The following is a 24,479-nucleotide window of genomic DNA, read 5'->3' as shown; positions in this document are numbered from 1 at the left end:
CGCGGAGGCGCACGGGGATCGAACCCGCCGGCGACGCCGCGCGCCGCCCACCGGTTTTGAAGACCGGGGTGCCCACCAGAACACACGCGCCTCCAAGAGCGATACTTCACGATATGACGGATCTCAGGCTCACGCAGTACGCCCGTGGGGGCGGTTGTAGCTGCAAAATCCCGCCTGGCGAGCTGGAGGCGGTGCTCAGCGGACTCGCTCCCGCGCAGGTGCGGGAGTTGCTGATCGGGATCGAGCACGGTGACGACGCGGCCGTCGTGCGGATCCACGGTGACCGGGCCCTCGTCTCCACCGTCGACTTCTTCGCCCCCGTCGTCGACGACCCCTACGACTTCGGCCGGATCGCCGCCGCCAACGCCCTGTCCGACGTGTACGCCGTCGGCGGCGAACCCCTGGTCGCCCTCAACCTGCTCGGCTGGCCCCGCGACGTCCTGCCCATGGAGGTGGCCGGCGAGGTCCTGCGCGGCGGCGTGGACGTGGCCGGGCAGGCGGGCTGCGCCGTGGCCGGTGGGCACAGCATCGACGACGCCGAACCCAAGTACGGCATGGCCGTCACCGGCCTGGCCGACCCCGCGAAGCTGCTGCGCCTGGACGCCGGGCGCGCCGGGCTGCCGCTGAGCCTGAGCAAGCCGCTCGGCGTCGGCGTGCTGAACTCCCGGCACAAGGCCACCGGTGAGGTCTTCCCGGGGGCGATCGCGTCGATGACCACGCTCAACCGGGACGCCGCCCGCGCCGCCACGAGCGCGGGCGCCCGGTGTGCGACGGACGTGACGGGGTTCGGGCTGCTGGGGCACCTGTTCAAACTGGCCCGGGCGAGCGGTGTCACGGCGGTGGTGGAGGCGGCGGCGGTGCCGTACCTGGAGAGGGCGCGGGAGGCCGTGCGGGACGGGTACGTCAGCGGCGGCACCCGCCGCAACCTGGCCTGGGTGGCGCCGCACCTGGACGCGGGCGCGACCGCCGAGGAGGACCTGCTGCTGCTGGCCGACGCGCAGACCTCGGGCGGGCTGCTCGTGGCGGGCGAGATTCCCGGGGCGCCGGTGATCGGTGAGCTGGTGCCCGCCGGGGATCGGGCCTTGATCGTCCGATAGGCGGCGATGTTACGTTGGGCAAGGCGTGCCCGACACCCGCGAAGGACGTGGTTACCGTGCTCTACCTCTTCGGATTCGACCGGATCGGCGTGGCCGTGAGCGACATCTACTTCGTCGACCCCAACCCGATCAAGGGCCAGGAGGGCGCCGAACGCGGCGTCCGGCTCGAACTCAGGAGGCTGGAACCGGGTGAGCTGAAGGGCTCGATCTACTCGGCGCGGCCCATCGGCGTCGACCGGCCGATCTGGCGGATCGATCTGCTGGAGTCGGTCGACGGGCCGGTCGGAAGCTTCGACCGTACCCATCACCACCCTTCGGTCAAGGGATGGGAGCCGGGGCGGCGGGTGTTCGACGAGCGGTTGTCCAAGGAGCCGCTGAAGTGGCTGGGTGAGCGGCTGGTCGATCTGGAGGGCGTGCTGGACGAGGCCGGGGTGGCGCGCGACGAGGTGAGCCCGGCGGACGTGGCCGGGCTGCGGCAGCGGACGCCGGAGATCCTGGAGGCCGTCGGCCGCCTGCTGGACGGCATCCGCTCCGGCGAGCTGGGCACCCCGCCCGACCCCGAGACCACCAGCCTGCGCGAGAGCTGGCTGTAGCCGTCAGGAGGGCGGGGCGGCGGTGCTGTTACGCCTGATCAGGGTGGGGACGACCCATTCCGAGTCGGCCCGCTGCCCGTCCACCAGCGACAGCAGCGTGGCGACCGCCCGCCGCCCCACCTCCTCGTGGTCCGGCCGGACCGTGGTCAGCGGCGGGATGAAGTAGCCGGCCTCCGGGATGTCGTCGAAGCCGATCACGCTGATGTCTTCCGGCACCCGGATGCCCCGCTCGTGGAAGGCCCGCAGCAGGCCCAGCGCCATGTGGTCGTTGGCGGCGAAGACCGCGCTCACCCCCGGCCGCTCGGCGAGTTCGAGCCCCGCCTGATAGCCGGACTCCGGGCCCCAGTCGCCGGGGATGACCGGCGGCGCGACGCGCCCGGCCGACTCAAGGGTCCGGCGCCAGCCGTCGACCCTGGCCTGCGCGTCCAGCCGGTCGCCGGGGCCCGAGACGTGCCAGACGGTCTCGTGGCCCAGGTAGAGCAGGTGCTCCACGGCCATTCTGGCGCCCGCCGCCTGGTCGATGTGCACGCTGGCCACGAGGTCGGCGTCGGCCTCGACGGAGACCAGCGGCACGCCCTCGGGCAGGCTGACCAGCGCCGTCGCGGACGCGGCGCGGGACGGGAAGACCATGATGACCCCGGCCACGGCCTGCCCGGCGATCGTGGACATGGCGTCGGCGATGCTGGAGCGGTCGGCGCTCTCCGGGGTGACGATCGTGACGCCGTAGCCGTGGTCGCGGGTGGCGCGGCCGATGCCGACCAGGGTCGAGGCGGGGCCGAACAGCACGGTGTCGAAGCTGACGACGCCGATCAGGTGGGAGCGCTGGCGTACCAGACCTCTGGCCATCAGGTTGGGACGGTAGTTGAGCCGCCTGATGGCGTCGAGCACGCGGTCGCGGGTGTCGGGACGGACGTTGGGATGCTCGTTGAGCACCCGCGACACGGTCTGGTTGGACACCCCCGCGAGCTGCGCCACATCGCCGATCACCGCGGGGCGTGTCCTCTGACGGGCATCTGACACCGAGCTTCCTCCCAGGAGAACGTTAGCAAGGCCGTGACGTGGACGAATCCCGGACATCACGACCTTGCCATAGGTTCATGACCCCAGGGACCGCCAGAACGCGCAGTTGCTCCGCTCGGAGGTGTCCACCGGCCGGATGCCGCCGTCCGGGGCGAGGCTCAGCACGTCGCCGGAGGAACGGAAGCGCGGCCAGCGCGGCGCGGCGGCGGCCCTCGGCCGGCCGTCGTGCGCGAACGACGTCCAGTAGTCGATCATCGCATCCGACAGGCGCCGTTGTGACGCGTTCAGCTCACCGAGCAGGTCAGGGAACACGTACGACAGCTCGGAGGCGTGCTGGGCGCCCTCCTCGTACCCGGGGAAGTCCACCAGCGGCGGCGCGGTCCTGTCGGCGAACTGGTAGCCGTAGGTGGGCACGCCGGCCTTCGCGAACAGCGCCAGCGCGTCCTGGTGCCCGCACGTCGCCAGCGGCCCGCCGAAGTCGGTCAGCAGCGTGGCCAGCGCGATCCGCGCCTCGGGGTAGTTCGCGGCGGGGTAGCGGGCCAGCACCTGGCCGGCGTTCGCGCCGTAGTTGGCGCGCACGTAGCCCTCGTACTCCTCGGCGGTGATCGGTTGTGGCGCGATCAGCGGGATGAACAGGCGCGCCTCGTCGAGCGTGTTGCCGTGCAGCACGGGCATCCGGTTGAACCGGCCGCTCTCCAGCGCCGCCCGTGGCTGCGCGGGCAGCACGTGATCGCCGCCGGCCACCGCGTAGGGATTCTGCTCCTGGTACGCCTCCAGCAGCGTCTTGGCCGGCAGCCCCCGCAGGCACGCCGCGGTGTCGCAGCCGACGGTCTGCGCGTACGCGGTCGCCGCCGTCTCCGCCGCCGCCTCTTCCCTGGTCGGGGCCGCGCAACTGTAACTCTGCGGCAGCGCCTTGTGGAACAGCCCGGCCGCGGTCGGCGAGGCGAGGTGGGCGCACGTGTCGGCGGCCCCCGCGGACTCGCCGAACAGCGTCACGTTCCCCGGGTCACCGCCGAACGCCGCGATGTTGCTCCGCACCCACCGCAGCGCCGCCTGCTGGTCGAGCAGCCCGTAGTTGCCCGCTTGGTAGCGGTCGCCGGTCTCGAACGCCGGGTAGGCCAGCCAGCCGAACACGCCGAGCCGGTAGTTCACGGTGACGAGCACGACGTTGCCGTCCACGGCCAGGTCGGGCGGGGCGTAGAGGGCGCCGTCGCCCGAGGTGTTGTTGCCGCCGTGCACCCACACCATGACCGGCAGGCGGTGGCCGCGCATGGGTGTGGTGACGTTGAGGTAGAGACAGTCCTCGATGTACGTCGCCGTGCCGCCGAAGGGCGTGGGCAACTGCGCGCACTGGCTGCCCGGGGCGGTCGCGTCGCGGACGCCCCGCCACGGTTCGGCCGGTCGCGGTGCCCGCCAGCGCAGCTCGCCGACCGGCGGCCTGGCGTACGGGATGCCGCGGAAGGCCCGATGGTCCTGGAGCACCTCGCCCCTGATCACCCCCTTGTCCGTGCGCACGACCGCCGGTGAGTTCGAGTCGGCGAGGGCGGGGGGACCCGCCATGATCGCGGTGAGCAGGACCGCCGCGGCGCTGAGAAGTCTCACGAAGGTTCTCCCTTCTGCTGTGAGCACTGTCTGCTGTGAGCATCACGCGCCCCGAACGTATGCGTCCTAGCGCGCCAGATCCACCACTGCGCCGATGACCTCGGGGCCGGTGAGCATGGCCAGGTCGTTGTGCCCGGCGCCGGCCACCTCGACGGCCTTGGCGCGCGCGGCGGTGGCGACCGCCCTGCTGAGGCTCGGGGGGACGATGGTGTCGCCGGTGCCGTACACGACCACGACCGGGGCCCGGACGGCGGCGATGCCGGTCGCGACGGGGAAGCGGTCGCGCAGCAGCGCGCGTACCGGCAGGAAGGGGTAGTTGGCCTGGCCCGCGGCGGCCAGATCGGTGAACGGCGAGCGCAGCACCAGGCCGTCGGGCGGGTGCTCGATGGCGAGCCTGGTCGCCACCGCCGCGCCGAGGCTCTCGCCGAAGTAGACGACCTTGGAGCTGTGGATGGTCGCGCGGGCGGCTTCGGCGTCGAGGAACAGGCCCTCCTCCGTCGGGCTGCCCGGGTTGCCGCCGTAGCCGCGGTAGTCCATGAGCAGCACCCCCAGCCCGTGCGCCGCCAGCGCCCTGGCCAGCGGCGCCCGGTGCAGGCGGTTGCCCGCGTTGCCGCCCGTCACCAGGACGGTCACGTCGTGGTCGCCGGGGACGTACCAGGCGGTGAGGCGCAGCCCGTCGCGCGTGGTGAACGTGACGTCGCGCGCGCCCGGGATCACCTGCCCGGCCGGGGGCACCGGCTCGCGGTCGGGCAGGTAGATGAGCTGCCGCTGGAAGAGCCAGAGCAGCGCGAGCAGCAGGAGCGGCACCGCGACGACCACAAGGGCCGTGCGCGTCAGCGTCGTCACCCCGCCAACGGTACGTCCTAGAGGCTTTGGACGGTCGCGCCCGCCTGACCTCCGACGATCGCGCCCGCCTGGACGACGTGGCGGAGGTGCTTGGCGTCGGCCAGCACGCCGATGTCGGTCAGCGGGTCGCCGTCGAGCACCAGCAGGTCGGCGTGCGCGCCCACGGCCAGCGTGCCGATCTCACCGCTCATCCCCACCAGGTCGGCCGCGCCGGTGGTGGCGGCCCGCAGCACGTCGATCGGCCGCTGCACCTCGGCCCGGAGCCGGAACTCGTGGTTCTGGTGCCGGTGCATGCCGCCGAGCAGGTCGCTCCCGTACGCCAGCCGCACCCCGCCGCGAGCGGCCCGCTCCAGCGCCACCAGCCCGGCTTCGAGCACTTCGTCCACCTTGCGCCAGCTGCTCTCGGGCAGCCCGAACTCCATGCCCTCCTCCTTCAGCGCCCAGTACGTCACCAGCGTCGGCACCAGGTACGCGTCGTGCCGCAGGAACAGCTCGACGCTGGTGTCGTCGATCAGGTTGCCGTGCTCGATCGACCGCACCCCGGCCTCCAGGGCCCGGTTGACGGCCCGCGCGGTGTAGGCGTGGGCGGCGACGTACCGGTTGGCGGCCTCGGCCTCGCCGACGATGGCGCGCAGCTCGTCCATGGAGTACTGGGTCGAGTCGATGCGGTCGGTCGGCGAGGCCACGCCGCCGGAGGCCATGACCTTGATGTGGTGGGCGCCCTTGCGCAGCTCGTCGCGGGCGGCCGCGCGGACCGCGTCCACGCCGTCGGCCACCCGCCCGACGCCGGCGCAGCAGGGGTGCTCGTCCTTCAGGTGCCGGCCCCGGCCGCGGAAGTCGGCGTGGCCGCCGGTCTGGCTCAGGCCCTTGCCGCAGAACAGCAGGCGCGGGCCGCGGATGAGCCCCTCCTCCTGGGCGTCGGCCAGCCCGAAGTCGGCGCCGGAGGCGTCGCGGACCGTGGTGAAGCCCCGGTCCAGCATGCCGCCCATGATGCGGGCGCTGTGGGCGGCGGCGTACGACGGGGACATGGAGCCGAGCGTGCCGAGGTTCGCGGTCGAGGCGGTGACGTGCACGTGCGCGTCGATCAGCCCGGGTACGACGTGCGCCCCCGCCAGGTCGAGCACCCGGGTGCCATCGGGGGCGCTCAGCCCCGGGCCGGTCTCGGCGACGCGGCCGTCGGCGCAGCGCAGGTCGCCTTCGGCGTACTCGCCGGTGGTCACGTCGAGCAGCAGCGCGTTACGCAGCAACAGACTCACGCGGCACCCCCACGGCCGGCAGCACTGGCGGCGGCACTGGCGGCGGCGCGGAGGGCGGGGGCGGCGTCGCGGGCGATCGTCTGCGCGGCGGTCACGGACTTCTCGTCGTAGCCGCCCTCGGCGTCGAGGATGTTCAGCACGCCGAGCACCTCGCCGTCGTCTCCGAGCACGGGGACGTTGATGATGGATCCGCAGCCCAGGCTCTCGATCAGCTCGTGGTCGGCGAAGATCTCGCGCACGGCCGCCTTGTCCGGGCCGAAGTAGGGCTGCCGTCCCTCGATGCACCGGGTCAGCCAGCCCTGGGCGACCTCGACGGTCTTCTCGCCGCCGACCGGGTACTCCGCCGGATGGCTGCTGTGGACGCGGCGCAGGGCGCGCCGTTCCGGTACCCAGGCGAGCACGGTGAACAGTCGTACGCCGACCTCCCGGCGTACCCGCTCCTCCAGCTCGTTCACTTGGCCGCCTCCTCAGTAGTGGGTTCTGTCAGTTCTTCGAGCGATTGCCCGGCCGTGGACAGACCGAACACGACCACGCAGATCACCCCGGTCACCAGCACGGCCGTGGTGAGCCCGAACACGCCGCCGAAGCCCAGGCTCGCGGCCGAGAAGCCGATGATCGTGGGTGCCAGGATGCTGCCGACCCGGCCGAACGCGCTCGACAGGCCCGTGCCGCTGGCCCGGATCCAGGTGGGGAAGACCTCGGGGGTGTAGGAGTAGACGCCGGCGTACGTACCGTTCAGGAAGAACGACAGCACCGCGCCCGCAATCGTGATCGTGACGGGCGAGTCCATCTGCGACAGCCAGAACGCGCTCACCGCCGAGCCGGACAGATAGAGGGCGATGGTGTTCTTGCGGTCCAGCCGCTCAGACAGCCAGGCCGCCGAGAAGTAGCCGGGGATCTGGGCCAGATAGATGATGATCGAGAACTCGAAGCTCTTGGTCACGGTGATCCCCCGCCCGATGAGCAGGGTGGGGATCCACGAGAAGAACCCGTAGTACGAGAACGTGATCACGAACCACACCAGCCAGATCACCGAGGTGCGCCGGCGCATCACCGGGCTCCACAGGAAGCGCAGCGCGCTCAGCAGGTTCACCTTCGGGGTCTCGGCGGGGGGCGCGACGGCGGCCTCGGGCACCGGCGGCAGCGGCTCGCCCGTGGCCCGTTCGACGCGGCGCTCGAGGTCGGCCACGACGGCCTCGGCCTCGTCCACCCGGCCCTTCAGCAGCAGGAAGCGCGGCGACTCCGGCAGCGAACGGCGCCACCACAGCAGCATCACGATCGGCAGCGCGGTGATGATCTGCGCCACCCGCCAGCCGTCGTCCATCGTGGGCACCACGAACCGCCCGATCAGCGCGGCCATCACGAACCCGAACGAGAAGAAGCCGGCCAGCGCGCCGATGAACCAGCCGCGCCGCTTGGCGGGCACGAACTCCGACAGGAACGGGGCGATGATCGCGCTCTCGGCGCCCGCTCCGGCCCCGGCCAGCACGCGGGAGCCCAGGAACACCTCGTAGTTCGGCGCGAACGCGGCCACCACCGAGAAGACGGCGTAGAAGGCGAGCGCGTACATCATCACCTTTTTGCGCCCGATGCGGTCGCCGAGCAGGCCGGCGGCGATCGCGCCGAACAGGAACCCGAACGGGGTGGCCGAGCCGATGATGCCGAGCTGGCCGTCGGACAGGGCCCAGGCGGCCTTCGCGCTCGGCAGCAGGAACGCGACCACGGCCGAGTCCATGCCGTCGAAGGTGTAGCCGAGGCCGCCGATCAGGAGCAGAACGTAGTGGGGGCGGCTCAGCGGGAGCCGGTCCAGACGGGCCAGCAAGGTCATAGAAACACCTTTCCCCAGGTCGTGGCCCTGCAAGTTGATTGCGAAGCAACATATAGTGCGAATCAGCGAAATTGCAATGGTCTTTGCACGTTGGGATGGTGACGACCGCGTAGCATGTTCCCGGCCGGAGGAAGGGATCACGTGACAGAGCGGGCCACGGACAGCTTCGAGGACTGGCTGCGGGCGCGGCTGCCGGGGCGCGGGCTGCGCGGCAAGGCGGCCGCCGTCCTGGAGGTGCTGCTCTCCCAGCCGCGCCGGGCCTCGTTCGGGTCGGCGGGCGAACTCGCCCAGATCGCCGGCGTCAACGTGGCCACCGTCACCCGCACGGCGCAGGCACTCGGCTTCGCCGGCTGGCCGGCCCTGCAACAGGAGTTGCGCGCCCGCTACCTGTCCTCGCTCAGCGCGGGCCAGGTGGCCGCCGAGCACCGGGGCACCGGCTCGCCCAGCTCCCGCTCGCTCCGGCGCGACCTCGACAGTCTGGCGCTGCTCAACCGGCGCGTGGACGAGGGCGCGCTGCTGACGATCGCCGAGGCCATCGCGGGCGCGCGGCGCACGGTGATCGTGGCCGACGGCAGCTACGCGGCGGTCGGGCTGGCGCTGGCGCACAACGCGCGGCTGGCGGGCTACCCGGTGGCGGCGGTGACGGCCGGGGACGCCGAACTGGCGAACGCGATGTCCGCGATCCAGGCCGGGGACGTGCTGATCGCGATCAGCTTCTGGCGCCTGTACGAGAGCACGGTGCTGGCGGCCAACGAGGCGCGTTCGCGGGGGGTGCGGGTGTTCGCCCTGACGGACGCGGCCAGCCCGGCGCTGGCCGGCGCGGCGGAGGTGGTGGTGATGGTGCCGGCGGAGGGCGAGGCGTTCTTCCCGTCACTGACCGCCGGCATGGCCGTGGCCCAGGCTTTGGTCACCCAGCTCGCCGCCGTGGACCCGGCCAGAACGGGCGCCTCGATCGAGGCGGCCGAGGCCATGTGGGCCAAGTTCGCCCTCCTCCACCGCCGCCCCACCTCCACCTGAAGGCCCTCTAGCTGGCGCAGGCCGTTCCGCCGCCCGCGTGGTAGATCATGTCCTGGTAGGTGACACTCGCCCTGATCGGCGTCCCGCTCCGCACCGTCTGCACGACGGCGCCACCCCGCTGCAGCTCGAAGACCGGCGTGGTCCCCGGCACCAGAGGCACCTTGAAGGACACCATCCCAGCGCGGGCCACCCGCTTGGTCTTCACCACCGAGCCCTGCTTGATCACCAGCTTGCCCGGCCCCTTGACGAACGCCAGCAACTCCACCTCGTCAACCGCCCCAGGCCCCGCCACGATCGTGAACTTGCCGGCCGTCTGCTTGCCGGTGTCGTACGGGGCGTTCGCCTTGTGGCCGCGGTGAAAGTAGTAGAGCGCGTCGCGCACGATCTCCGGCGCCCGGCCCGTCTTGAACCAGGTCGTGTAGTAGGCGTTGACGTCGGCGAGCGCGTTCCCGCGCACCTTGGACGGCGCCTGCTGGCTCTGGCCATAGTCGTTCCAGGTCACGAGCTGCACCATGTCGGCCTTGCCGTCGATCGCGGCCTTCCACGAGCCGCGCAGCGTGCTGCTGTTCCGCGCCTCCCAGAAGCGCAGTTCCTTGGCCCTGGTGTCCTCGAACCCGACCGGCGCCATGTACTTCAGGCCACGGCCGTGGGCGGCCTTGGCGGCGCGCTTGAAGGCGCCGGTCACCTCGGGGCGGTTGGCGCCCCAGGAGGAGTGGCCGTAGACGTACTCGTCCCAGTTGGTCTTGCCCGTGCCGTTCCAGTAGCCGAAGATCGTCATGAGGGACGTACGCATGCCCTGCGCGGCCAGCTTGACCTGGGCCTTCTTCCACCAGGACGGCGGCTGGCGCTCGATCGTGTACGGCGCGAGCAGCACGCTCCCGTCAGGCAGCGTGAACAGCGACGGATGCCCCTTGGCCAGCAGGATGTCGGAGATCATCTTCTCGTCGGAGGCCCCGGCCGTGGCAGGGAAGTCCGGGCTGAGAATGATCTTGAACGCCGGGTCCACGGCCTGAGCGGCGGCGAGCAGCTTGGGGAGCTGGTTCCAGCGCTGGTCACTGGAGGTGTGGTGCTCGTAGATGAACCCGTCGAGCCCCTGCGCGATGGCCTGGCGAACCTCGTACTCGAAGTCGGGCCGCCGCCACTCGGCCTCCGGCCGCACGGGCCGGGTCAGCGGGCGGTCTCGCAGGTAGCCGCCCCGGTCCTGGTAGAGGCCGCTGGAGCCGGCGGGGTCGAGCCAGGAGGCGTACTGGTCCTTCGCGGGATCCTTGTTGTCGATCGAGACCGGGAAGGGCGGGAAGTAGAACGCGAACGCCTTCTTGGCGGAGGCACGCAGCGCGGCGGCCGAGGGCTTGTCGAAGGGCAGCGCGGCGCAGGGCGTGGTGCCGGTGGTGTACGTGATCGTCAGCTTGGGGCCGCGGTCGCCGGTCTCTCGCGAGGAGTACAGAACCGTGGTCGTGGCGTCCGGCTGGGTGAGCGCGAACGAGTACGTACCGTCGCCGTCGATGGCGGACGAGACGTCGAGCCTGACCGGCTCACCGGCGGTGAATCCCCGGTGCGAGGCGACCAGCGGTCCGGTCGCCGGACGGGTGTTCCACGTGGTCGCGGCCTCGGTCCAGACCCCGGTCACCTTGCGGGCGGAGAGCGTGGTGGCGGTCGTTCTGCTGGGGGTCAGTTCGAGGATGGCCTTGACGTCCCCGGCGTTGGCCGGGATGCCGGAGACCTTGAACCCGGCGAGCGCGACCCGCTGCCCGGTGGGCGAACCTCCGCAGGTGGCACCGCAGACGGACATCCACGTGGCGGTGCTGAAACTCTTGGCGCGTTCGGCCTGGCTGACGAAGACGTCGTCAGAGGCCGGGACGGACAGCTTGGTGGGCACCCCGCCCAGGGAGGCGGGTGCCGTGGATAAGTGTGCGGCCGTGGCGGCCGCGGATAAGGGCGTCGCCGCGCTCGTCGTGCCCACGGACACGGCCAGCGCGAGCAGCGTGATGACTCCCACCCGGCGGTGATGGGGGAACATTGCCCTCCTATGAGGTCCATTACGAAAGATCACGACAAGCTACTGCGGTGAGGGGCACTTGAGGAATGACTTTGCGAAATGAACTGAGTCAAGATCCGGTTTATTACACCAGGTCATGACGTGATCACGCCCCGCCTGACCTCTCAGCCGCTCGCTCCCGGCCGGCCGGCCGCGCCTCACCGAACAGAATGACCGGTCACCCATCGCCGTCGTCGACAAACGGTGACATTCGGCGGACAACGCGCGAACATTCGGCCCCCATCGTGGTCATGATGAACGAACCACTCGCCCTCCCGCCTCGGCCGGCCACCACCCACCAGGCCGCTCAGGCAACCCTGGCCGCCGGCGCGCGGGACCTGACGAAGACCTACGGCCAAGGCGACGCCCAGGTGCAGGCCCTGCGCGGCATCGACCTCGACCTCCCCCGAGGGAGGTTCACCGCGATCATGGGACCGAGCGGATCGGGCAAGTCCACGCTGATGCACTGCCTGGCCGGGCTCGACCAGGCCAGCGGCGGCACCGTCACCGTGGCCGGCACCGACCTCGGGTCACTCGACGACGACGCGCTCACGATCTTCCGCCGCGAGCACATCGGCTTCGTGTTCCAGTCGTTCAACCTGCTGCCGATGCTCACCGCGCTCCAGAACATCGTGCTCCCGCTCGAACTGGGCGGTCGCCGGATCGACCACGCGGCACGGCAGCGCGCGCACGCGCTCGCCGACACCCTCGGCGTAGCCGACAGGCTCGGCCACCGGCCCGCGGAGCTGTCCGGCGGCCAGCAGCAGCGGGTCGCGATCGCCCGGGCCCTGATCACCCAGCCGGACCTGCTGTTCGCCGACGAGCCCACCGGAAACCTGGACAGCACCACGTCGGCGGAGGTGCTGGACCACCTGCGCCGGTCGGCGCGCGAGCTCGGCCAGACCATCGTGATGGTCACCCACGACCGGGACGCGGCGGCCTACGCCGACGACGTGGTCACCATGCAGGACGGGCGGATCGCCTGATGCGTACCGTCTTCCTCGCCTCACTGCGCACCCACACCCGCAGGTACGTCGCCGCGGCGATCGCGGTGACCGCCTCGGTCGCCTTCGTCATCGTGATCGGCGTGCTCACGTCCGGGGCGCGCGCCGGATTCATGGAGAACGCCGGGGCGCCGTACCGCGGTGCCGACTTTGTCGTCGATGCCCCCGAGGACGGACCCTCGCGAGGCCCGTCGTGCTGCCCCGACACGCTGGACACGTCGGACGCGATCGCGCTCATCGACCGCCTCGGCGACAACGCGTCCGGGCTGGGCCGGGTCGACCTGCCGGCGCTCCGGGAGGGCGGCGCCCCGCTCGGCTCGGGCGAGCTCCGGGGAAGGACGACCGTGGGGCCGATCGCCGCCGCGGCCGGCCTGCGCTGGCAGAAGCTCGTCTCGGGCCGCTTCCCGGCGGGCACCGGCGAGGCGGTGATGCACGTCTGGGACGCGCAGGCCCACGAGGTCGCGGTCGGCGACCGGATCCGGGTCGGCGAGGGCGCCGCCGCGACCGACCTGGCGGTGGTCGGCCTCGTGGTGTCCCCCACCACCTGGACCCAGGCCTCCATGTACGTCACGTGGCCGCAGTACCTGCGATGGCGCGACCAGCCCAAGTGGCACGTCGGCAGTGTGGCGGTGCGCGGGGAGGTGGGCCCGCTCCCGGAAGGCATGCGGGTGTGGCCGGCGGACGAGTACGTCAGGAACGGCCTGGCCGGGCTCAACAACGACACGGACACGATCGCGTTGATGCTGCTGCTGTTCGCCGGCGTCGCGCTCGTGGTCTCGGTCCTGGTCGTCGCGAACACGTTCTCCATCCTGTTCGCGCAACGCCTGCGCGACTTCGCCCTGCTGCGCTGCGTCGGCGCGACCCGGCGGCAGGTCCTGGGTTCGGTACGCCGGGAGGCCGCCGCCGTCGGCGTGCTCGCGTCGCTGACCGGGACCCTGGCCGGCGCCGGGCTCGGCTACGGCCTGCTCCCCGTGATCAACGCCCTCGCGCCCACCACCCCGATGGCCGCCCCCGCACCGCCCGTGCCCTGGCTGCTGGGCGGGTTCGGTGTCGGCCTGCTCGTCACCATGGCCGCGTCCTGGCTGCCGGCCCGGCATGTGGTCGCGGTGAGCCCGCTGGCGGCGCTGCGCCCGCCGGCCGCGGTCGTGCGCACCGCCACCGGCCGGGCGCGGCTGGCGCTCGCCGCGCTGCTGCTGGTGGCCGGGCCGGCCCTGCTCGGGGTGGCGATGATCCGGGACAGTCCGCTGTTCATGGTGGCCGGCGGAGCGTCGGTGTTCACCGGCATCCTGCTGGTCGGGCCGGTGCTCGTACCCCGCCTGGTCCGGGTCACCGGGGCGCTGCTCGGCCCGGCCGGGCGGCTCGCTACCGAGAACGCCGTACGCAACCCGCGCCGGACCGCGGCCACCACCGCCGCCCTGCTGGTCGGGGTCACCCTGACGACCGCCGTGATCACCGGACTGGCCACGTGGCGTGCGGCGATGGACGAGGTGAACGAGCGGCATCACCCCATCGACGCCGCGCTCACCTCGCTCGGCGAGCCGATCGCCGGCGACCTCCTCGACCGGGTACGTCGCACTCCCGGCGTGGAGCGGGCCATCGCCGTGAACGGCGCCGTGGCCCAGATCACCGGATTCGACGAACCGCTGCCGGTCCTCACCGCGCCGGACGCGGGGCAGGTGGCCCGCGACGGCGGGTCGTTCGCCCGGGTGGAGCAGCCCGGGACGATCCGGATCGACCTGGGCGCCTTCGTGGACCGGAACGTCCGGCCCGGTGACCAGGTCACGGTGCGGGTCGGCGATCGCCAGGTCCGGTTGCGGGTCATCGCCCTCTCCGGCTGGGGCCAGGCCGGCGTGGTCGCGCCCGAGACCCTGGCCCAGCTCACCGACGCCCCCGAACCGCACACCATCTGGGTCCGCGCCGCCGCGAGCGCCGACCCGCTCAAGCTCGTCGACGATCTGGACGCGCTGGCGGACGCGGCCGGCGCGGAGCTCGAAGACCAACTGCAGGCCCAGGCGGTGGCGAACCGGGAGCGGGACATCCTCACCTGGTCGGTGCTCGGCCTGCTCGGCATCTCCGTGGCGATCGCCCTGATCGGGATCGCGAACACCCTGGGGCTCTCCGTCCTCGAACGCGCCCGCGAACACGCGCTGCTGCGCGCGCTCGGGCTCACCCGCGGGCAACTGCGGCGGATGCTGGCCGCCGAGGCGGTGCTCATGTCGGTGGTGGCCACCGTGCTCGGCACCACGATCGGCGTCGGCTTCGCCTGGGTCGCCTACGAGACGATCGTGAAGCGGGCCCTCAGCCGGGCCGTCATGCTCATCCCCTGGTCATCGCTCGGCGTCGTCGTCCTCACCGCCGCCCTGGCCGGCCTCCTCGCCGCCGTCCTCCCGGCCCGCCGAGCCGCCCGGGTGACCCCGGCCGCGGGCCTCTCCCTCGACTGACCTCCTCGCCCACCGCCTGGCCGGCTGGTCGTAGGTCAGCTCGTCACAGGTCGGCCGACGGCGGACAGGATCAGGTCGATGACCTCGGTGTGCCGGCCGGCCAGGTAGAAGTGGTCGCCGGGCAGGACGTGCAGGTTGAAGTCGCCGCGGGTGAGCTCGGCCCAGCGGCGGGCGTTGGTGGGGTTCACGGTGGGGTCGCGGTCGCCGATGATCGCGGTGATGGGGCAGTCGAGCGGCTCGGCCGGACGGCTGCGGTAGGTCTCGGCCAGGCGGTAGTCGCCTCGTACGGTGGGCAGCACGTACGCCCGCATCTCCGGGTCGTCCAGCAGCTCGGTCCCGGTGCCGCCCAGGCGCAGCAGTTCGGCGGCGAGATCGTCGTCCGTACCGGTGTGCACCGTGCCGGGCCGCGCCACGTGCGCGGCCTGGCGGCCGGACACGACCAGGTGGGCGGGCCGGATCCGGAGTGCGGTCTCATAGGCGAGCAGCGAGCCCATGCTGTGCCCGAACAGCACGGCCGGGCGGTCGAGCAACGGCCGCATGGCCTCCGCGATCAGGTCGGCCAGCCGGTGCGCGTCGTCGACCAGCGGCTCACGCAGGCGATCCGCACGCCCCGGATACTGTACGGCCTGCACCTCCACCTCCGGCGGCACCGCCCGATGCCACAACCGGTAGGCGGAGGCGGCACCTCCGGCGTGCGCGAAGCAGAACAACCGGATGGCGGCCTCGGGGCGGGGGGCCATGCAGTGGAACCAGGACACACGATCTCCTCGGCGAGCGGGCAAATGCCTACATATACGGTAGGCGAGCCCTCCCATGCGCTTGGGACCGGTCTCGGCCGTAAGCCGAAGCTCGTCCTGGACGGGATCGCGGCGGGCCGCGCGCCGCCGTAAGATCCGCTGGTGACCTCCTTACGGGTCGTCGCGGCCGTGGTGGTGGCGGGAGTGCTGGCCACCGGGACGTTCCTGCTGCTCCAGGACAGAGGCGGTGGCGAGGCCGAGCCCGCCAGAGTGCGCCTGACCACGCCGCCCCTCCGCGCCAGCGTGCTGACCGACGCCCAGGGCACGGCCCTCGGGGAGTTCACCGGCGACTGCAAGGCCGACCGGTATGAGTACCTGTGCGAGCGGGTGCGCGCCGAGCTGCTGGCGAGCGGTGACGACTCCCTCGTGACGCGGAAAGGCCTGACGATCAAGACGGCGATCGACCCGCGCGCGCAACGGGCCGCGCAGGAGGCCGTCGACCGCCACGTCCACCACGACGACGCACAGGTCGCGGCCCAGGCCATGGTCGCGCCGGGCAGCGGCGAGGTCAGGGCGCTGGCCACCAACCGCGGCGACGCCCTGAGCGTCCAGCAGGGCGGCACCGCGATGGTGTACCCGCTGGCCGCCGCCTTCGAGCGCGGCCTGCGCTCCGCCGACGGGTTCCCCTACACCCGGAGCTACCGGGCGCCCGCCTATTCGGCGTTCAGGAACTGCAAGGGTGAGAACGTCGCCGATCCCTCCCACACGGTGGTCAACGACAGGCGCGAGCACGACGCCTTCACCACCCTGGAGTCGGGCACGCAGGCCGGGGAGAACACGTTCTTCCTCAAGCTGACCGAGCGGGTCGGCCTCTGCGAGAGCGTACAGATGGCCAAGCGGCTCGGGCTGGGCCGGGCCGACGGCAGGCCGCTGATGGAGTTCGAGACGTTCGCGCTCGGTACCAACGAGGTGGACCCGGTCACGCTGGCCGGCAGCTACGCCACCCTCGCCGCCCGCGGCCTGCGCTGCGCGCCGCGGGTGGTCACGGAGATCCGCGGCGACGGAGGATTCGTGCGTACGTTCCCGCCGCGCTGTGAGCAGGTGCTGGAGGCGCCGGTCGCCGACGCCGTGACCGGGGTGCTGACGGGCGCGCTGGCCAAGAGCCCGCTCAAGGGCCTCGGCCGGGACGCCGCCGGCATGGACGGCACGACGGACACCTACTCGTCCGCCACGTACGCCGGTTACACCCCCGCCCTGGCCTCGGCCGTCAGCCTCGTACATCCGGACGGCGGCTACAAACACCCGCTGGTGGACGTCACCATCGGGGGTGAGCACCACGCGGAGGTGCGCGGCACGTCCATCCCCGGCCAGATCTGGAAGGACTCCATGAAAGCGGCGCTGGACGGAACGACCGAGACGTCCTTCACCAGGCCCGACGCCGCCAGGTTCGGCGGCTGCCGCGACGCCTGCGCCAACTGACCGCGAGCCGGTCTCCTCCGGGAAGGCGAGGTACCGACGATGAGACCCCTGGATCGCGCTGAATACCTCGGTTACACCCCTGCCACCGAGAGCCGCCGGCTCATCGGGCACGGGCTGCCGAAACAACTGCCGGAGACGCTCGGGGGACGGCACCGGTTCACCCCGCTCTCCCTGTACGTGGGCGACCGGCTGGCCGCCGCCGCGTTCGCCAGGCTCGACGGGGTGGGGCTGTTCTGGCTGGACGTCTGGTTACTGTCGCAGCGGGGCGGCCGGTGGAGCCTGCGTACCGGGAGCAGCGCCGCGGCCGCCCCCGACGACGAGGACGTGCTGGCCCCGCGCTCCGACGCCGCCGTACTGAACGGGCACACGCAGGACGTGGGCACCGCCCGCTACGACACCAGCCCCGTACGGTGGCTGCCGTGGCCGTCGAAGTGGGTCATGTACGGCATTCTGCGGCTGTCGGCGGAGGTGGGCGCGGTCAGGATCGGGGCGCGGGAGATCCAGGTCCCCGAACACGGGCTCCAGGCACTGGCGTGGCGGCCCGGCCGCAAGGGGGTCGAGCTCGACCTGCTCGATCACAAGGCCGAACGCATGTCAGGGCTGCGGCTGCGTTGAAGGGCTCAAGATCGAACGAGGGCCTGAAGCTACGCCGGGCGCGGTGCGAGTCTGGCCAGGTGGTAGTCGATCGCGGCCACCACCGCCTCCGGCGGATAGTGGCCGACCAGCGTCGGCTGCACCAGCCCCTGCGCGAACATGAACAGGATGTTCGCCTCCTTGTCCGCGTCGAGGCCGGCCGCGATCTCCCCGGCCGCCTGCGCCGCCCTGACCTGGGCGACGTAGAACTCCAGCACGAGGGGAAGCCCGCCCCTGAACAGCTCGGCCAGGTCGTCGGCCACCACCGATCTGGCCAGGAACGCCAGCCCGATGCGCGCCTCGAAGCGGCGGGTCTCGTCGAGCGGCAGCAGCTCCAGGATCGCCACCCGCAGCAGGGCCAGCGGCGAGGACCCCTGGCCGGCGGCGGCCACCCGCAGCCCGATCCGCGTGTTGATGTGCTCCAGCGCCACCCGGAGCATCTCGTCCTTGGTGGCGAAGTAGTACTGCACCGCGCCCATCGACATGCCCGCCTCGGCGGCGACCTCCCGCAGGCTGACGCTGTCCATGCCCTTGGCGTCGATGATCCGGTGCACGGCGTCGGCGATCTGCCGCCGCCGCGCCTGATGGTCGACGGTCTTAGGCATCCAGGAGCGGCTCCAGCTCGGCGACCGCGTGGTCGCGGTGGACGTTGAGCGTGGCCACGGCCTCGTCGGCGGCGCGGCGGCGCAGGGCGTCGAGGGTGGCGCGGTGTTCCTTGACCACGCGCTCCCGGTTGCCGGCGTCGCCGTAGTAGACCGAACGGTAGGCGTCGGTCGTGTCCCAGAGTGTCCTGATCAGCCGGACCAGGCGCGGCATCCCGGCGCACTCGAACAGCGTCATGTGGAAGGTGCGGTTGGCGGCGGTCATGGCCGGCACGTCACCCGCCCCGGCGGCCCGCTCGACCTCGTCCTGGGCGGCCACCAGCCGGGCGAGGTCGAGGTCGGTGAGCCGGGCGACGGCCCGGCGCACGGCCTCCTCCTCCAGCAGCTCCCTGATCCGGTAGACCTCGCGCAGGTCGTCGAGGGAGAGCGTCTCGACGAAGTAGCCCCGGTGCGCCTCGTAGGTGACCAGCCCCTCTCCCTGCAGCGTCTTCAGCGCCTCGCGCAGGGGGACGCGGCTGACCTGCAGCTCCTCGGCCAGCGCGTCCTGCCGGATGGGGGCGCCGGGGCGCAGCCGGCCGGTGGTGATGGCCCGGCGCAGCTCGGCCAGCACGAACTGCTGGGCCGTGGGCGGCCTGCGTCGTGCCTCGTCCGGACTCACCGCCCCAATATCTCACGAACCCACGCCTCGTCCTGCCCGAGCGCCGGTGGGGGCCGGCGGTAGGCGGGCGGGGTGGCGCTGAGGCGCAGCGGGTTGGTGACCTGGCCGACGCCGTCGAGCTCGATGGCGGGTTCGAGACCGAGCCGCTCGGCCAGGGCGAAGGCGGCGGCCAGATCGTTGATCGGACCGCACGGCACGCCGGCCGCCGTGAGCCGCTCGAACCACTCGTCGGCGGTACGGGTGGCGAGCGCGGCGTTCAGATCGGTGACGAGCGGTTCTCGGGCGGCCACCCGGCCGGCGTTGGTGGCGTACCGGACGTCCCCGGCCAGGTCGGGCCGGTCCAGGGCCGCGCACAGCGCCTGGAACTGGCGGTCGTTACCGGCCGCGATCACGATCGGGCGGTCGGCGGCCTGGAACACCTCGTAGGGGACGATGCTGGGATGCCGGTTACCCATGGCCTGCGGGACGACCCCGGCGGCGGCGTAGGCGGAGGCGTGGTTGGTGAGCGCCGACAACAGCGACGAGAGCAGCGACACCTCAACACGCTGACCAACCCCGGCCGCCCGGCCACCACCCAAGGACCGGCCACCGTCCGAGAAGCGAGCGTCCCGCGCGGAGTGGGCGTCCTCCGAGAGGCGGGCATCGCTTGAGGAGCCAATGCCGTCCGGCAATCGGGCATCGCCCGGGGAACCGACGCCGCCCGAGGAGTGGGCGTCGCCGATGTGGCCGCCGTGGCCGGTTTGGTCGCGGTGGTGGAGGGCCGCGAGGATGCCCAGGGCCGCGTGCAGGCCGGTGATCACGTCCACCAGCGCCACCCCCGCCTTCGTCCCCGGCCCGTCCACCTCGCCCGTGACGCTCATGAGCCCGCCGACAGCCTGCGCAATCAGGTCGTACCCCGGTAGCCCGGCCCCGTCCCCCGACCCGAAGCCGGTGATCGAGCAGTACACCAGCCCCGGATTGAGCGCGCGCAGCTCTTCGTAGCCGAGCCCGAGCCGTTCCATGGTGCCGGGTTTGAAGTTCTCCACGAGCACGTCCGCCCGCGCGGCCAGCGCCCGCGCGACCTCCACGTCGGCCTTGAGGTCGAGGGCGATCGAGCGCTTGTTGCGGTTGACGCCGAGATAGTACGTCGCCTCACCCCCGGCGTACGGCGGACCCCAGGCGCGGGTGTCGTCCCCCGAGCCGGGCCGCTCCACCTTGACCACGTCGGCCCCCAGGTCCGCCAGCAGCATGGTGGCGTACGGCCCGGCCAGCACCCGGCTGAAGTCGGCGACCAGCAGCCCGGACAGCGCTCCGCTCATGCGGGCGACCCCAGGTAGACGGTGACCGTCCGGGTGTAGAACTCGCGGGCGGCCCGCCCCTGCTCCTTGGGCCCGAACCCGCTCTGCTTGGCCCCGCCGAACGGCACGTACGGAAATGTCCCCGCCGACTCCGAGTTGACGTGCAGCACCCCCACCTCCAGCCGCTCGGTGGCCCGCAGCGCCACCCCGAGGTCACGCGTGAAGATGGCCGCCGACAGCCCGTGGTCGCTGAGGTTGGCCAGGTCGAGGGCCTCCTCCGGGGACGACGCCCGCACGGCCCCCACGACGGGCCCGAACAGCTCCGTACGCCAGAAGTCCACCCCGGTCCCCGGCAGATCCAGCACGGTCGGCGGCACGAACCAGCCGTCGCGGTCCAGCGAGGCGCCGCCGGCCAGCGGCTTCGCCCCCTCCCCCACGGCGTGCGACACCCCGGCCGACACCCGGTCGCGGGCGGCCGAGCTGACCAGGGGGCCCATCTCGACGCCCGCGTCGAGCGGGTCGCCGACCACCAGCCGCGCGGCCCGTTCGGCCACCCGGTGCAGCAGTTCGTCGGCCACCTGCTCGGCCACGATGAGCCGTGAGGTGGCCGTGCACTTCTGCCCGGTCGACCGGAACGCGCCGACGCACACCTGCTCGGCGGCGTGGTCGAGGTCGGCGTCGGCGAGCACGACGGAGGCGTTCTTGCCGCCCATCTCGGTCTGTACGGGCTTGCCCAGCTCGCCGCAGCGGGCGATGACGGCCCGGCCGACCGCCGTGGAGCCGGTGAACGACACCGCGTCCACGCCCGGGTGGTCCACGATCGCCGAGCCCGCGTCACCCTCGCCGTAGACGACGTTGAGCACCCCGTCGGGCAGCCCGGCCGAGGTCAGCGCCTGCGCCAGCCGGTAGGCCAGCAGCGGCACCAGCGAGGACGGCTTCCACACGACCGTGTTGCCGTACGTCAGCGCGGGCCCGATCTTCCAGGCCGGGATCGCGATCGGGAAGTTGAACGGCGTGATCAGCCCGGCCACGCCGATCGGCTTGCGGACGACGAGCACGGTCTCGCCGGGGCGCGGTGAGGCGAAGACCTCGCCGTTCTCCCGGTCGGCCTCACTGGCGTAGTAGCGCAGGATGCGGGCCGCGCCGCGTACCTCGGCGACCGCCTCGGGCAGCGTCTTGCCCTCCTCGCGGGCCAGTTCGGCGCCCCAGTCGTCGGCGGCGGCGTCCACGAGGTCGGCGGCGGCGACGAGCACGGCGGCGCGGGCGTGGTGCGGGGTAGCGGCCCAGCCGGGCGCGGCCTCGCGGGCGGCCACGATCGCGCGCTCCACCTCCGTCGGGGAGGCGAACCGTCCCCGGGCCACCACTTCCGAAGGCCGGGCCGGGTTGGTGTCGGCGAACTCCGCGCCGTCCCCTTCGACCCAGCGGCCGGCGATGAGATTCAGAACGTCCATGGTCAACGCACCCTAACTATGCAATATTGGATTTTCAATATTGGATCCAAAATACGGAGGCTCGCGCGATGATCGCCCCCACCGAACTGTTCGCCATCGACACCCTCCTCACCGAGGAGGAGCGCGAGATCAGGAACACGGTCAGGCTGGTGTGCGACCGGGAGATCCGCCCGCACGTGGCCGGCTGGTTCGAGTCCGGGGAGCTGCCCGCGCGCGAGCTGGCCCGCAAACTCGGTGAGCTCGGCGTCCTCGGCATGCACCTCGACGGGTACGGCTGCGCCGGCATGGGCGCGGTCTCGTACGGACTCGCCTGCCTGGAGCTGGAGGCCGCCGACTCCGGCCTGCGCAGCCTGGTGTCCGTGCAGGGCTCGCTCGCCATGTACGCCATCTGGAAGTACGGCAGCGAGGAGCAGAAGCGGGAGTGGCTGCCCGCGATGGCGGCCGGCGAGCGCATCGGCTGCTTCGGCCTCACCGAGCCCGACTTCGGCTCCGACCCGGGCGGCATGCGCACCACGGCCAAGCGCGCGGGCGGCGACTGGGTGCTGAACGGCACCAAGATGTGGATCACCAACGGCTCAGTGTCGGACGTGGCGGTGGTCTGGGCGCGTACGGACGAGGGCGTCAGGGGCTTCCTGGTCCCGGCGGGCGCCCCGGGCTTCACGGTCAACGACCTCAAGCACAAGATCTCGCTGCGCGCGAGCGTGACGAGCGAGCTGGTGCTCGACGGGGTACGCCTGCCCGCCGGCGCCATGCTGCCCGGCGCCAGGGGGCTGTCGGGCCCGCTGGGCTGCCTGAACGAGGCGCGGTTCGGGATCGTGTTCGGGGCGATGGGGGCGGCGCTCGACTGCCTGGAGACGGCCATCGCGTACGCGGGCGAGCGCGAGGTGTTCGCCAAGCCGCTGGCGGCGTACCAGCTCACCCAGGAGAAGCTCGCCGACATGGCGCTGGAGCTGGGCAAGGGCCTGCTGCTGGCCCTGCACCTGGGCCGGCTGAAGGAGGCCGGCACGCTCACCCCCGAGCAGGTGAGCACCGGCAAGCTGAACAACGTGCGCGAGGCCCTGGAGATCGCCAGGAAGTGCCGCACGCTCCTCGGAGCGAGCGGCATCACCCTGGAATACCCGGTGATCAGGCACTCCGTGAACCTGGAGTCCGTGCTCACCTACGAAGGCACGTCGGAGATCCACGCGCTGGTCATCGGAAAGGCGCTGACCGGGATCGCCGCGTTCAAGTGACACTCAGAACGTCTGCCAGGTCGCCTCGGTGACCTGGCACGGCCCGCCCTGGTGCACCCGCATCCGCCCGGCGCTCACGTCGAGCCCGATCGTGGCCAGCGTCTCCCACCGCTGGTTGAGCGGCTGGGTGAGGTCGGGGTGGGCACAGACGGGGGCGTCGTCGGGCGCGTGGCCGAGCATCGCGAGCGCCCGGCCGTTCAGGTCCTCGGCGCTCAGGCCCTCGACGTGGTCGCGCAGGTGCCGCAGCCGGTCGTAGGTGCCGGGCCGCTCGGTCGCGTGCCGCTCCCCCGCCGCCAGCTCCTGGTCCAGGAAGTGGTTGCAGTGCATCAGCACGCCGTCGGCGTCGGGCGGGACGGCCGACACCCCGGCCGGGGAGATCTCGATGGAGGCCGCGTCGGAGGCGGTCACCGCCGTGATGACGGTGGAGGCGGAGACCGTGGCCGAGCGGGCGATGTCCGCGGCCTCGGCGACGGTGGTCGCCTCGTCCAGGATCCGGCGGGCGATCAGGTGCACGGGCACGCCCAGGTCGGCGGTGTCGGTGTCGTGGCGCAGGATGTTGAAGTGCACGCCGAGGCCCGCCGAGTTGACCCCGATCTTGGCCAGCACCCCGGCCTCGGTGAACGTGCGCACGACGTGCCCGGGGCGCGGCTCGAACTCCCACAACATGGGCGCGTCGCGCAGGTGGTCGTGCCAGTCCCAGGTCTGGACCGTGCGCGCGGGCCCGGCCGCCGGGAGCACGACCGAGGTCGAGCACTCCCCGTGGCCGACGGCGTCGATGGCGGCCAGGATCTCGGTGCGAGCGTTGACCACGGCGAGCTGCCACGGCTCCAGCCCGGCGCCGGCCGCGATCCCGATGATCTCCTCGGCCAGCCATGGCGCCCAGATCGCGGTCCGGTCGAGCGCCTGCTCACCCCAGGAGCGGACCTGCGCGCCGGTGGCGCCGGCGACGGTGAACAGGTCGGTGTAGCCGGCCAGGTTGCCGGTGATCTGCCTGCGTCGGTCGGTGCCGAGCTCCTTGCCGCGGGCGTGCGGCCCGCTCTGAGTGGACGTGAACGTGGGAAATGTCATGAACGGCCCATCAGATCGGCGAGCCGAGGATTGTCGGCGGCGAAGTCGTCGCGGACCCGCGCGTACCGCTCCGCGTCGATGTCCTGGCTCAGCTTGAACATGCTCTGCTCCGCGTGTACGCGGACGCGAAAGGCAACTACCCCGGGCAGCAGCTCCGCGAACTTCTCCCTGGACGCGGGGGTCGGCTCCCAGGCCGGTTCCCGCAGCGACTCCGCCGCGTGGACGGTGCGCTCCACGACGTCGAGCGCGTCGTCGATCAGCTCCACCCGGCCGGTCAGGTGCACGGCCGCGTAGTCCCACGTCGGGACGGCGGGATCGGTGCGGTAGACGGTGGGCGACACGTAGCCGTGCGGCCCGGAGAAGATCACGAGCACCTGGGCGCCCTGCTCCCACGTGCGCCAGTGCGGGTTGACCCGGGCCATGTGACCGAGCAGCGTCGCCCCTTCGAAGCCGTCGCCCGGGCGCTCCTCGACGATGACGGGCACGTGGGTGGCGACCGGCACGCCGTCCGCCGCGGTGACCACCAGCGCGAACGGGTTCTCCCGCACCAGGTCGGCGACCTGCCGCGGGCTCGCGGCGGCGTAACGGGGGAAGGTGTGCATC

General features: G+C 72.3%; 22 protein-coding genes and 1 tRNA gene. 8 read left to right on the top strand and 15 right to left on the bottom strand.

Annotation, left to right across the window (positions count from 1 at the left end; all coding sequences use genetic code 11):
* Window position 1: 1 nt before the first annotated feature.
* Window positions 2-94 (bottom strand) — tRNA-Sec (locus C4V41_RS03775).
* 19 nt (window positions 95-113) lie between these two features.
* Here C4V41_RS03775 and selD point away from each other — a divergent pair.
* Window positions 114-1,097, top strand: coding sequence for a selenide, water dikinase SelD (selD, locus tag C4V41_RS03770; protein ID WP_103954277.1), 984 nt, complete (start codon window positions 114-116; stop codon window positions 1,095-1,097).
* Between the two features lie 56 nt (window positions 1,098-1,153).
* On the top strand, window positions 1,154-1,690 hold the full coding sequence (locus C4V41_RS03765) for a hypothetical protein (protein ID WP_103954276.1): 537 nt from the start codon (window positions 1,154-1,156) through the stop codon (window positions 1,688-1,690).
* Window positions 1,691-1,693: 3 nt separating this feature from the next.
* Here C4V41_RS03765 and C4V41_RS03760 read toward each other — a convergent pair whose 3' ends face one another.
* From C4V41_RS03760 to C4V41_RS03735, 6 genes are all read right to left on the bottom strand, one after another.
* A complete protein-coding gene (locus tag C4V41_RS03760; RefSeq protein ID WP_327535809.1) occupies window positions 1,694-2,677 on the bottom strand; it encodes a LacI family DNA-binding transcriptional regulator in 984 nt (327 codons plus the stop codon).
* Between the two features lie 108 nt (window positions 2,678-2,785).
* On the bottom strand, window positions 2,786-4,312 hold the full coding sequence (locus C4V41_RS03755; RefSeq protein WP_103954274.1) for a carboxylesterase/lipase family protein: 1,527 nt from the start codon (window positions 4,310-4,312) through the stop codon (window positions 2,786-2,788).
* A 66-nt stretch (window positions 4,313-4,378) separates the two neighbouring features.
* Window positions 4,379-5,158, bottom strand: coding sequence for an alpha/beta hydrolase (locus C4V41_RS03750; RefSeq protein ID WP_200823718.1), 780 nt, complete (start codon window positions 5,156-5,158; stop codon window positions 4,379-4,381).
* A 17-nt stretch (window positions 5,159-5,175) separates the two neighbouring features.
* Window positions 5,176-6,414 (bottom strand): metal-dependent hydrolase family protein, encoded by a 1,239-nt coding sequence (locus C4V41_RS03745; protein WP_103954273.1) that lies wholly within the window; start codon window positions 6,412-6,414, stop codon window positions 5,176-5,178.
* The gene (locus C4V41_RS03740) at window positions 6,411-6,869 is read right to left on the bottom strand and encodes a GAF domain-containing protein (protein ID WP_103954272.1); all 459 of its coding nucleotides are present in this window, start codon (window positions 6,867-6,869) and stop codon (window positions 6,411-6,413) included. Before C4V41_RS03740 ends, C4V41_RS03745 begins: the two co-directional genes overlap by 4 nt.
* Window positions 6,866-8,242 (bottom strand): MFS transporter, encoded by a 1,377-nt coding sequence (locus C4V41_RS03735; protein WP_103954271.1) that lies wholly within the window; start codon window positions 8,240-8,242, stop codon window positions 6,866-6,868. Before C4V41_RS03735 ends, C4V41_RS03740 begins: the two co-directional genes overlap by 4 nt.
* 141 nt (window positions 8,243-8,383) lie before the next feature.
* Here C4V41_RS03735 and C4V41_RS03730 point away from each other — a divergent pair, with 141 nt between their 5' ends.
* Complete coding sequence (locus C4V41_RS03730; RefSeq protein ID WP_200823717.1) at window positions 8,384-9,259, top strand: MurR/RpiR family transcriptional regulator; 876 nt, start codon at window positions 8,384-8,386, stop codon at window positions 9,257-9,259.
* Between the two features lie 7 nt (window positions 9,260-9,266).
* Here the strand turns inward: C4V41_RS03730 and C4V41_RS03725 are convergent, their stop codons facing one another.
* The gene (locus C4V41_RS03725) at window positions 9,267-11,276 is read right to left on the bottom strand and encodes an endo-1,3-alpha-glucanase family glycosylhydrolase (RefSeq protein WP_103954269.1); all 2,010 of its coding nucleotides are present in this window, start codon (window positions 11,274-11,276) and stop codon (window positions 9,267-9,269) included.
* Between the two features lie 272 nt (window positions 11,277-11,548).
* On the opposite strand from C4V41_RS03725, the gene C4V41_RS03720 reads away from it, so the two are divergent.
* Both C4V41_RS03720 and C4V41_RS03715 read left to right on the top strand, forming a co-directional pair.
* Window positions 11,549-12,280, top strand: a complete 732-nt coding sequence (locus C4V41_RS03720; protein WP_200823776.1) for an ABC transporter ATP-binding protein — start codon at window positions 11,549-11,551, stop codon at window positions 12,278-12,280.
* Window positions 12,280-14,739: an FtsX-like permease family protein gene (locus C4V41_RS03715; protein ID WP_103954268.1), complete on the top strand. Its 2,460-nt coding sequence runs from the start codon at window positions 12,280-12,282 to the stop codon at window positions 14,737-14,739. The genes C4V41_RS03720 and C4V41_RS03715 overlap by 1 nt, the downstream gene beginning before the upstream one ends.
* A 35-nt stretch (window positions 14,740-14,774) precedes the next feature.
* Here C4V41_RS03715 and C4V41_RS03710 read toward each other — a convergent pair whose 3' ends face one another.
* Window positions 14,775-15,497 carry a thioesterase II family protein gene (locus tag C4V41_RS03710; RefSeq protein WP_103954267.1) on the bottom strand — a complete coding sequence of 241 codons (723 nt, stop codon included), beginning with the start codon at window positions 15,495-15,497 and terminating at the stop codon, window positions 14,775-14,777.
* Window positions 15,498-15,638: 141 nt separating this feature from the next.
* Between C4V41_RS03710 and C4V41_RS03705 the strand changes: the two genes are divergently transcribed.
* Window positions 15,639-16,955 carry a hypothetical protein gene (locus C4V41_RS03705; RefSeq protein ID WP_103954266.1) on the top strand — a complete coding sequence of 439 codons (1,317 nt, stop codon included), beginning with the start codon at window positions 15,639-15,641 and terminating at the stop codon, window positions 16,953-16,955.
* A 39-nt stretch (window positions 16,956-16,994) separates the two neighbouring features.
* A complete protein-coding gene (locus C4V41_RS03700; protein ID WP_103954265.1) occupies window positions 16,995-17,570 on the top strand; it encodes a hypothetical protein in 576 nt (191 codons plus the stop codon).
* A 29-nt stretch (window positions 17,571-17,599) separates the two neighbouring features.
* Here the strand turns inward: C4V41_RS03700 and C4V41_RS03695 are convergent, their stop codons facing one another.
* Genes C4V41_RS03695 through C4V41_RS03675 form a run of 4 tightly spaced genes read right to left on the bottom strand, consistent with a single transcriptional unit; the run spans window position 17,600 to window position 21,576 of the window.
* Window positions 17,600-18,193, bottom strand: coding sequence for a TetR/AcrR family transcriptional regulator (locus C4V41_RS03695; RefSeq protein WP_103954264.1), 594 nt, complete (start codon window positions 18,191-18,193; stop codon window positions 17,600-17,602).
* The gene (locus C4V41_RS03690) at window positions 18,186-18,848 is read right to left on the bottom strand and encodes a GntR family transcriptional regulator (protein ID WP_103954263.1); all 663 of its coding nucleotides are present in this window, start codon (window positions 18,846-18,848) and stop codon (window positions 18,186-18,188) included. The genes C4V41_RS03695 and C4V41_RS03690 overlap by 8 nt, the downstream gene beginning before the upstream one ends.
* Entirely contained in the window at window positions 18,845-20,146 is a 1,302-nt protein-coding gene (locus tag C4V41_RS63945; protein ID WP_235029888.1) for a CaiB/BaiF CoA transferase family protein, read from the bottom strand. Before C4V41_RS63945 ends, C4V41_RS03690 begins: the two co-directional genes overlap by 4 nt.
* Window positions 20,143-21,576, bottom strand: coding sequence for an aldehyde dehydrogenase family protein (locus tag C4V41_RS03675; protein WP_200823716.1), 1,434 nt, complete (start codon window positions 21,574-21,576; stop codon window positions 20,143-20,145). Before C4V41_RS03675 ends, C4V41_RS63945 begins: the two co-directional genes overlap by 4 nt.
* Before the next feature lie 68 nt (window positions 21,577-21,644).
* Here C4V41_RS03675 and C4V41_RS03670 point away from each other — a divergent pair, with 68 nt between their 5' ends.
* Window positions 21,645-22,808: an acyl-CoA dehydrogenase family protein gene (locus C4V41_RS03670; protein ID WP_103954261.1), complete on the top strand. Its 1,164-nt coding sequence runs from the start codon at window positions 21,645-21,647 to the stop codon at window positions 22,806-22,808.
* Between the two features lie 3 nt (window positions 22,809-22,811).
* On the opposite strand, the gene C4V41_RS03665 is transcribed toward C4V41_RS03670, so the two are convergent.
* Both C4V41_RS03665 and C4V41_RS03660 read right to left on the bottom strand, forming a co-directional pair.
* Window positions 22,812-23,876, bottom strand: coding sequence for a C45 family autoproteolytic acyltransferase/hydolase (locus C4V41_RS03665; protein ID WP_103954260.1), 1,065 nt, complete (start codon window positions 23,874-23,876; stop codon window positions 22,812-22,814).
* Window positions 23,873-24,478: an FMN-binding negative transcriptional regulator gene (locus C4V41_RS03660; RefSeq protein WP_103954259.1), complete on the bottom strand. Its 606-nt coding sequence runs from the start codon at window positions 24,476-24,478 to the stop codon at window positions 23,873-23,875. Before C4V41_RS03660 ends, C4V41_RS03665 begins: the two co-directional genes overlap by 4 nt.
* Window position 24,479 lies beyond the last annotated feature (1 nt).

The organism is Nonomuraea solani, from assembly GCF_900108335.1.
Taxonomy (GTDB): Bacteria; Actinomycetota; Actinomycetes; order Streptosporangiales; family Streptosporangiaceae; genus Nonomuraea; species Nonomuraea solani.
This window is presented reverse-complemented; position numbering and strand designations above follow the sequence as displayed.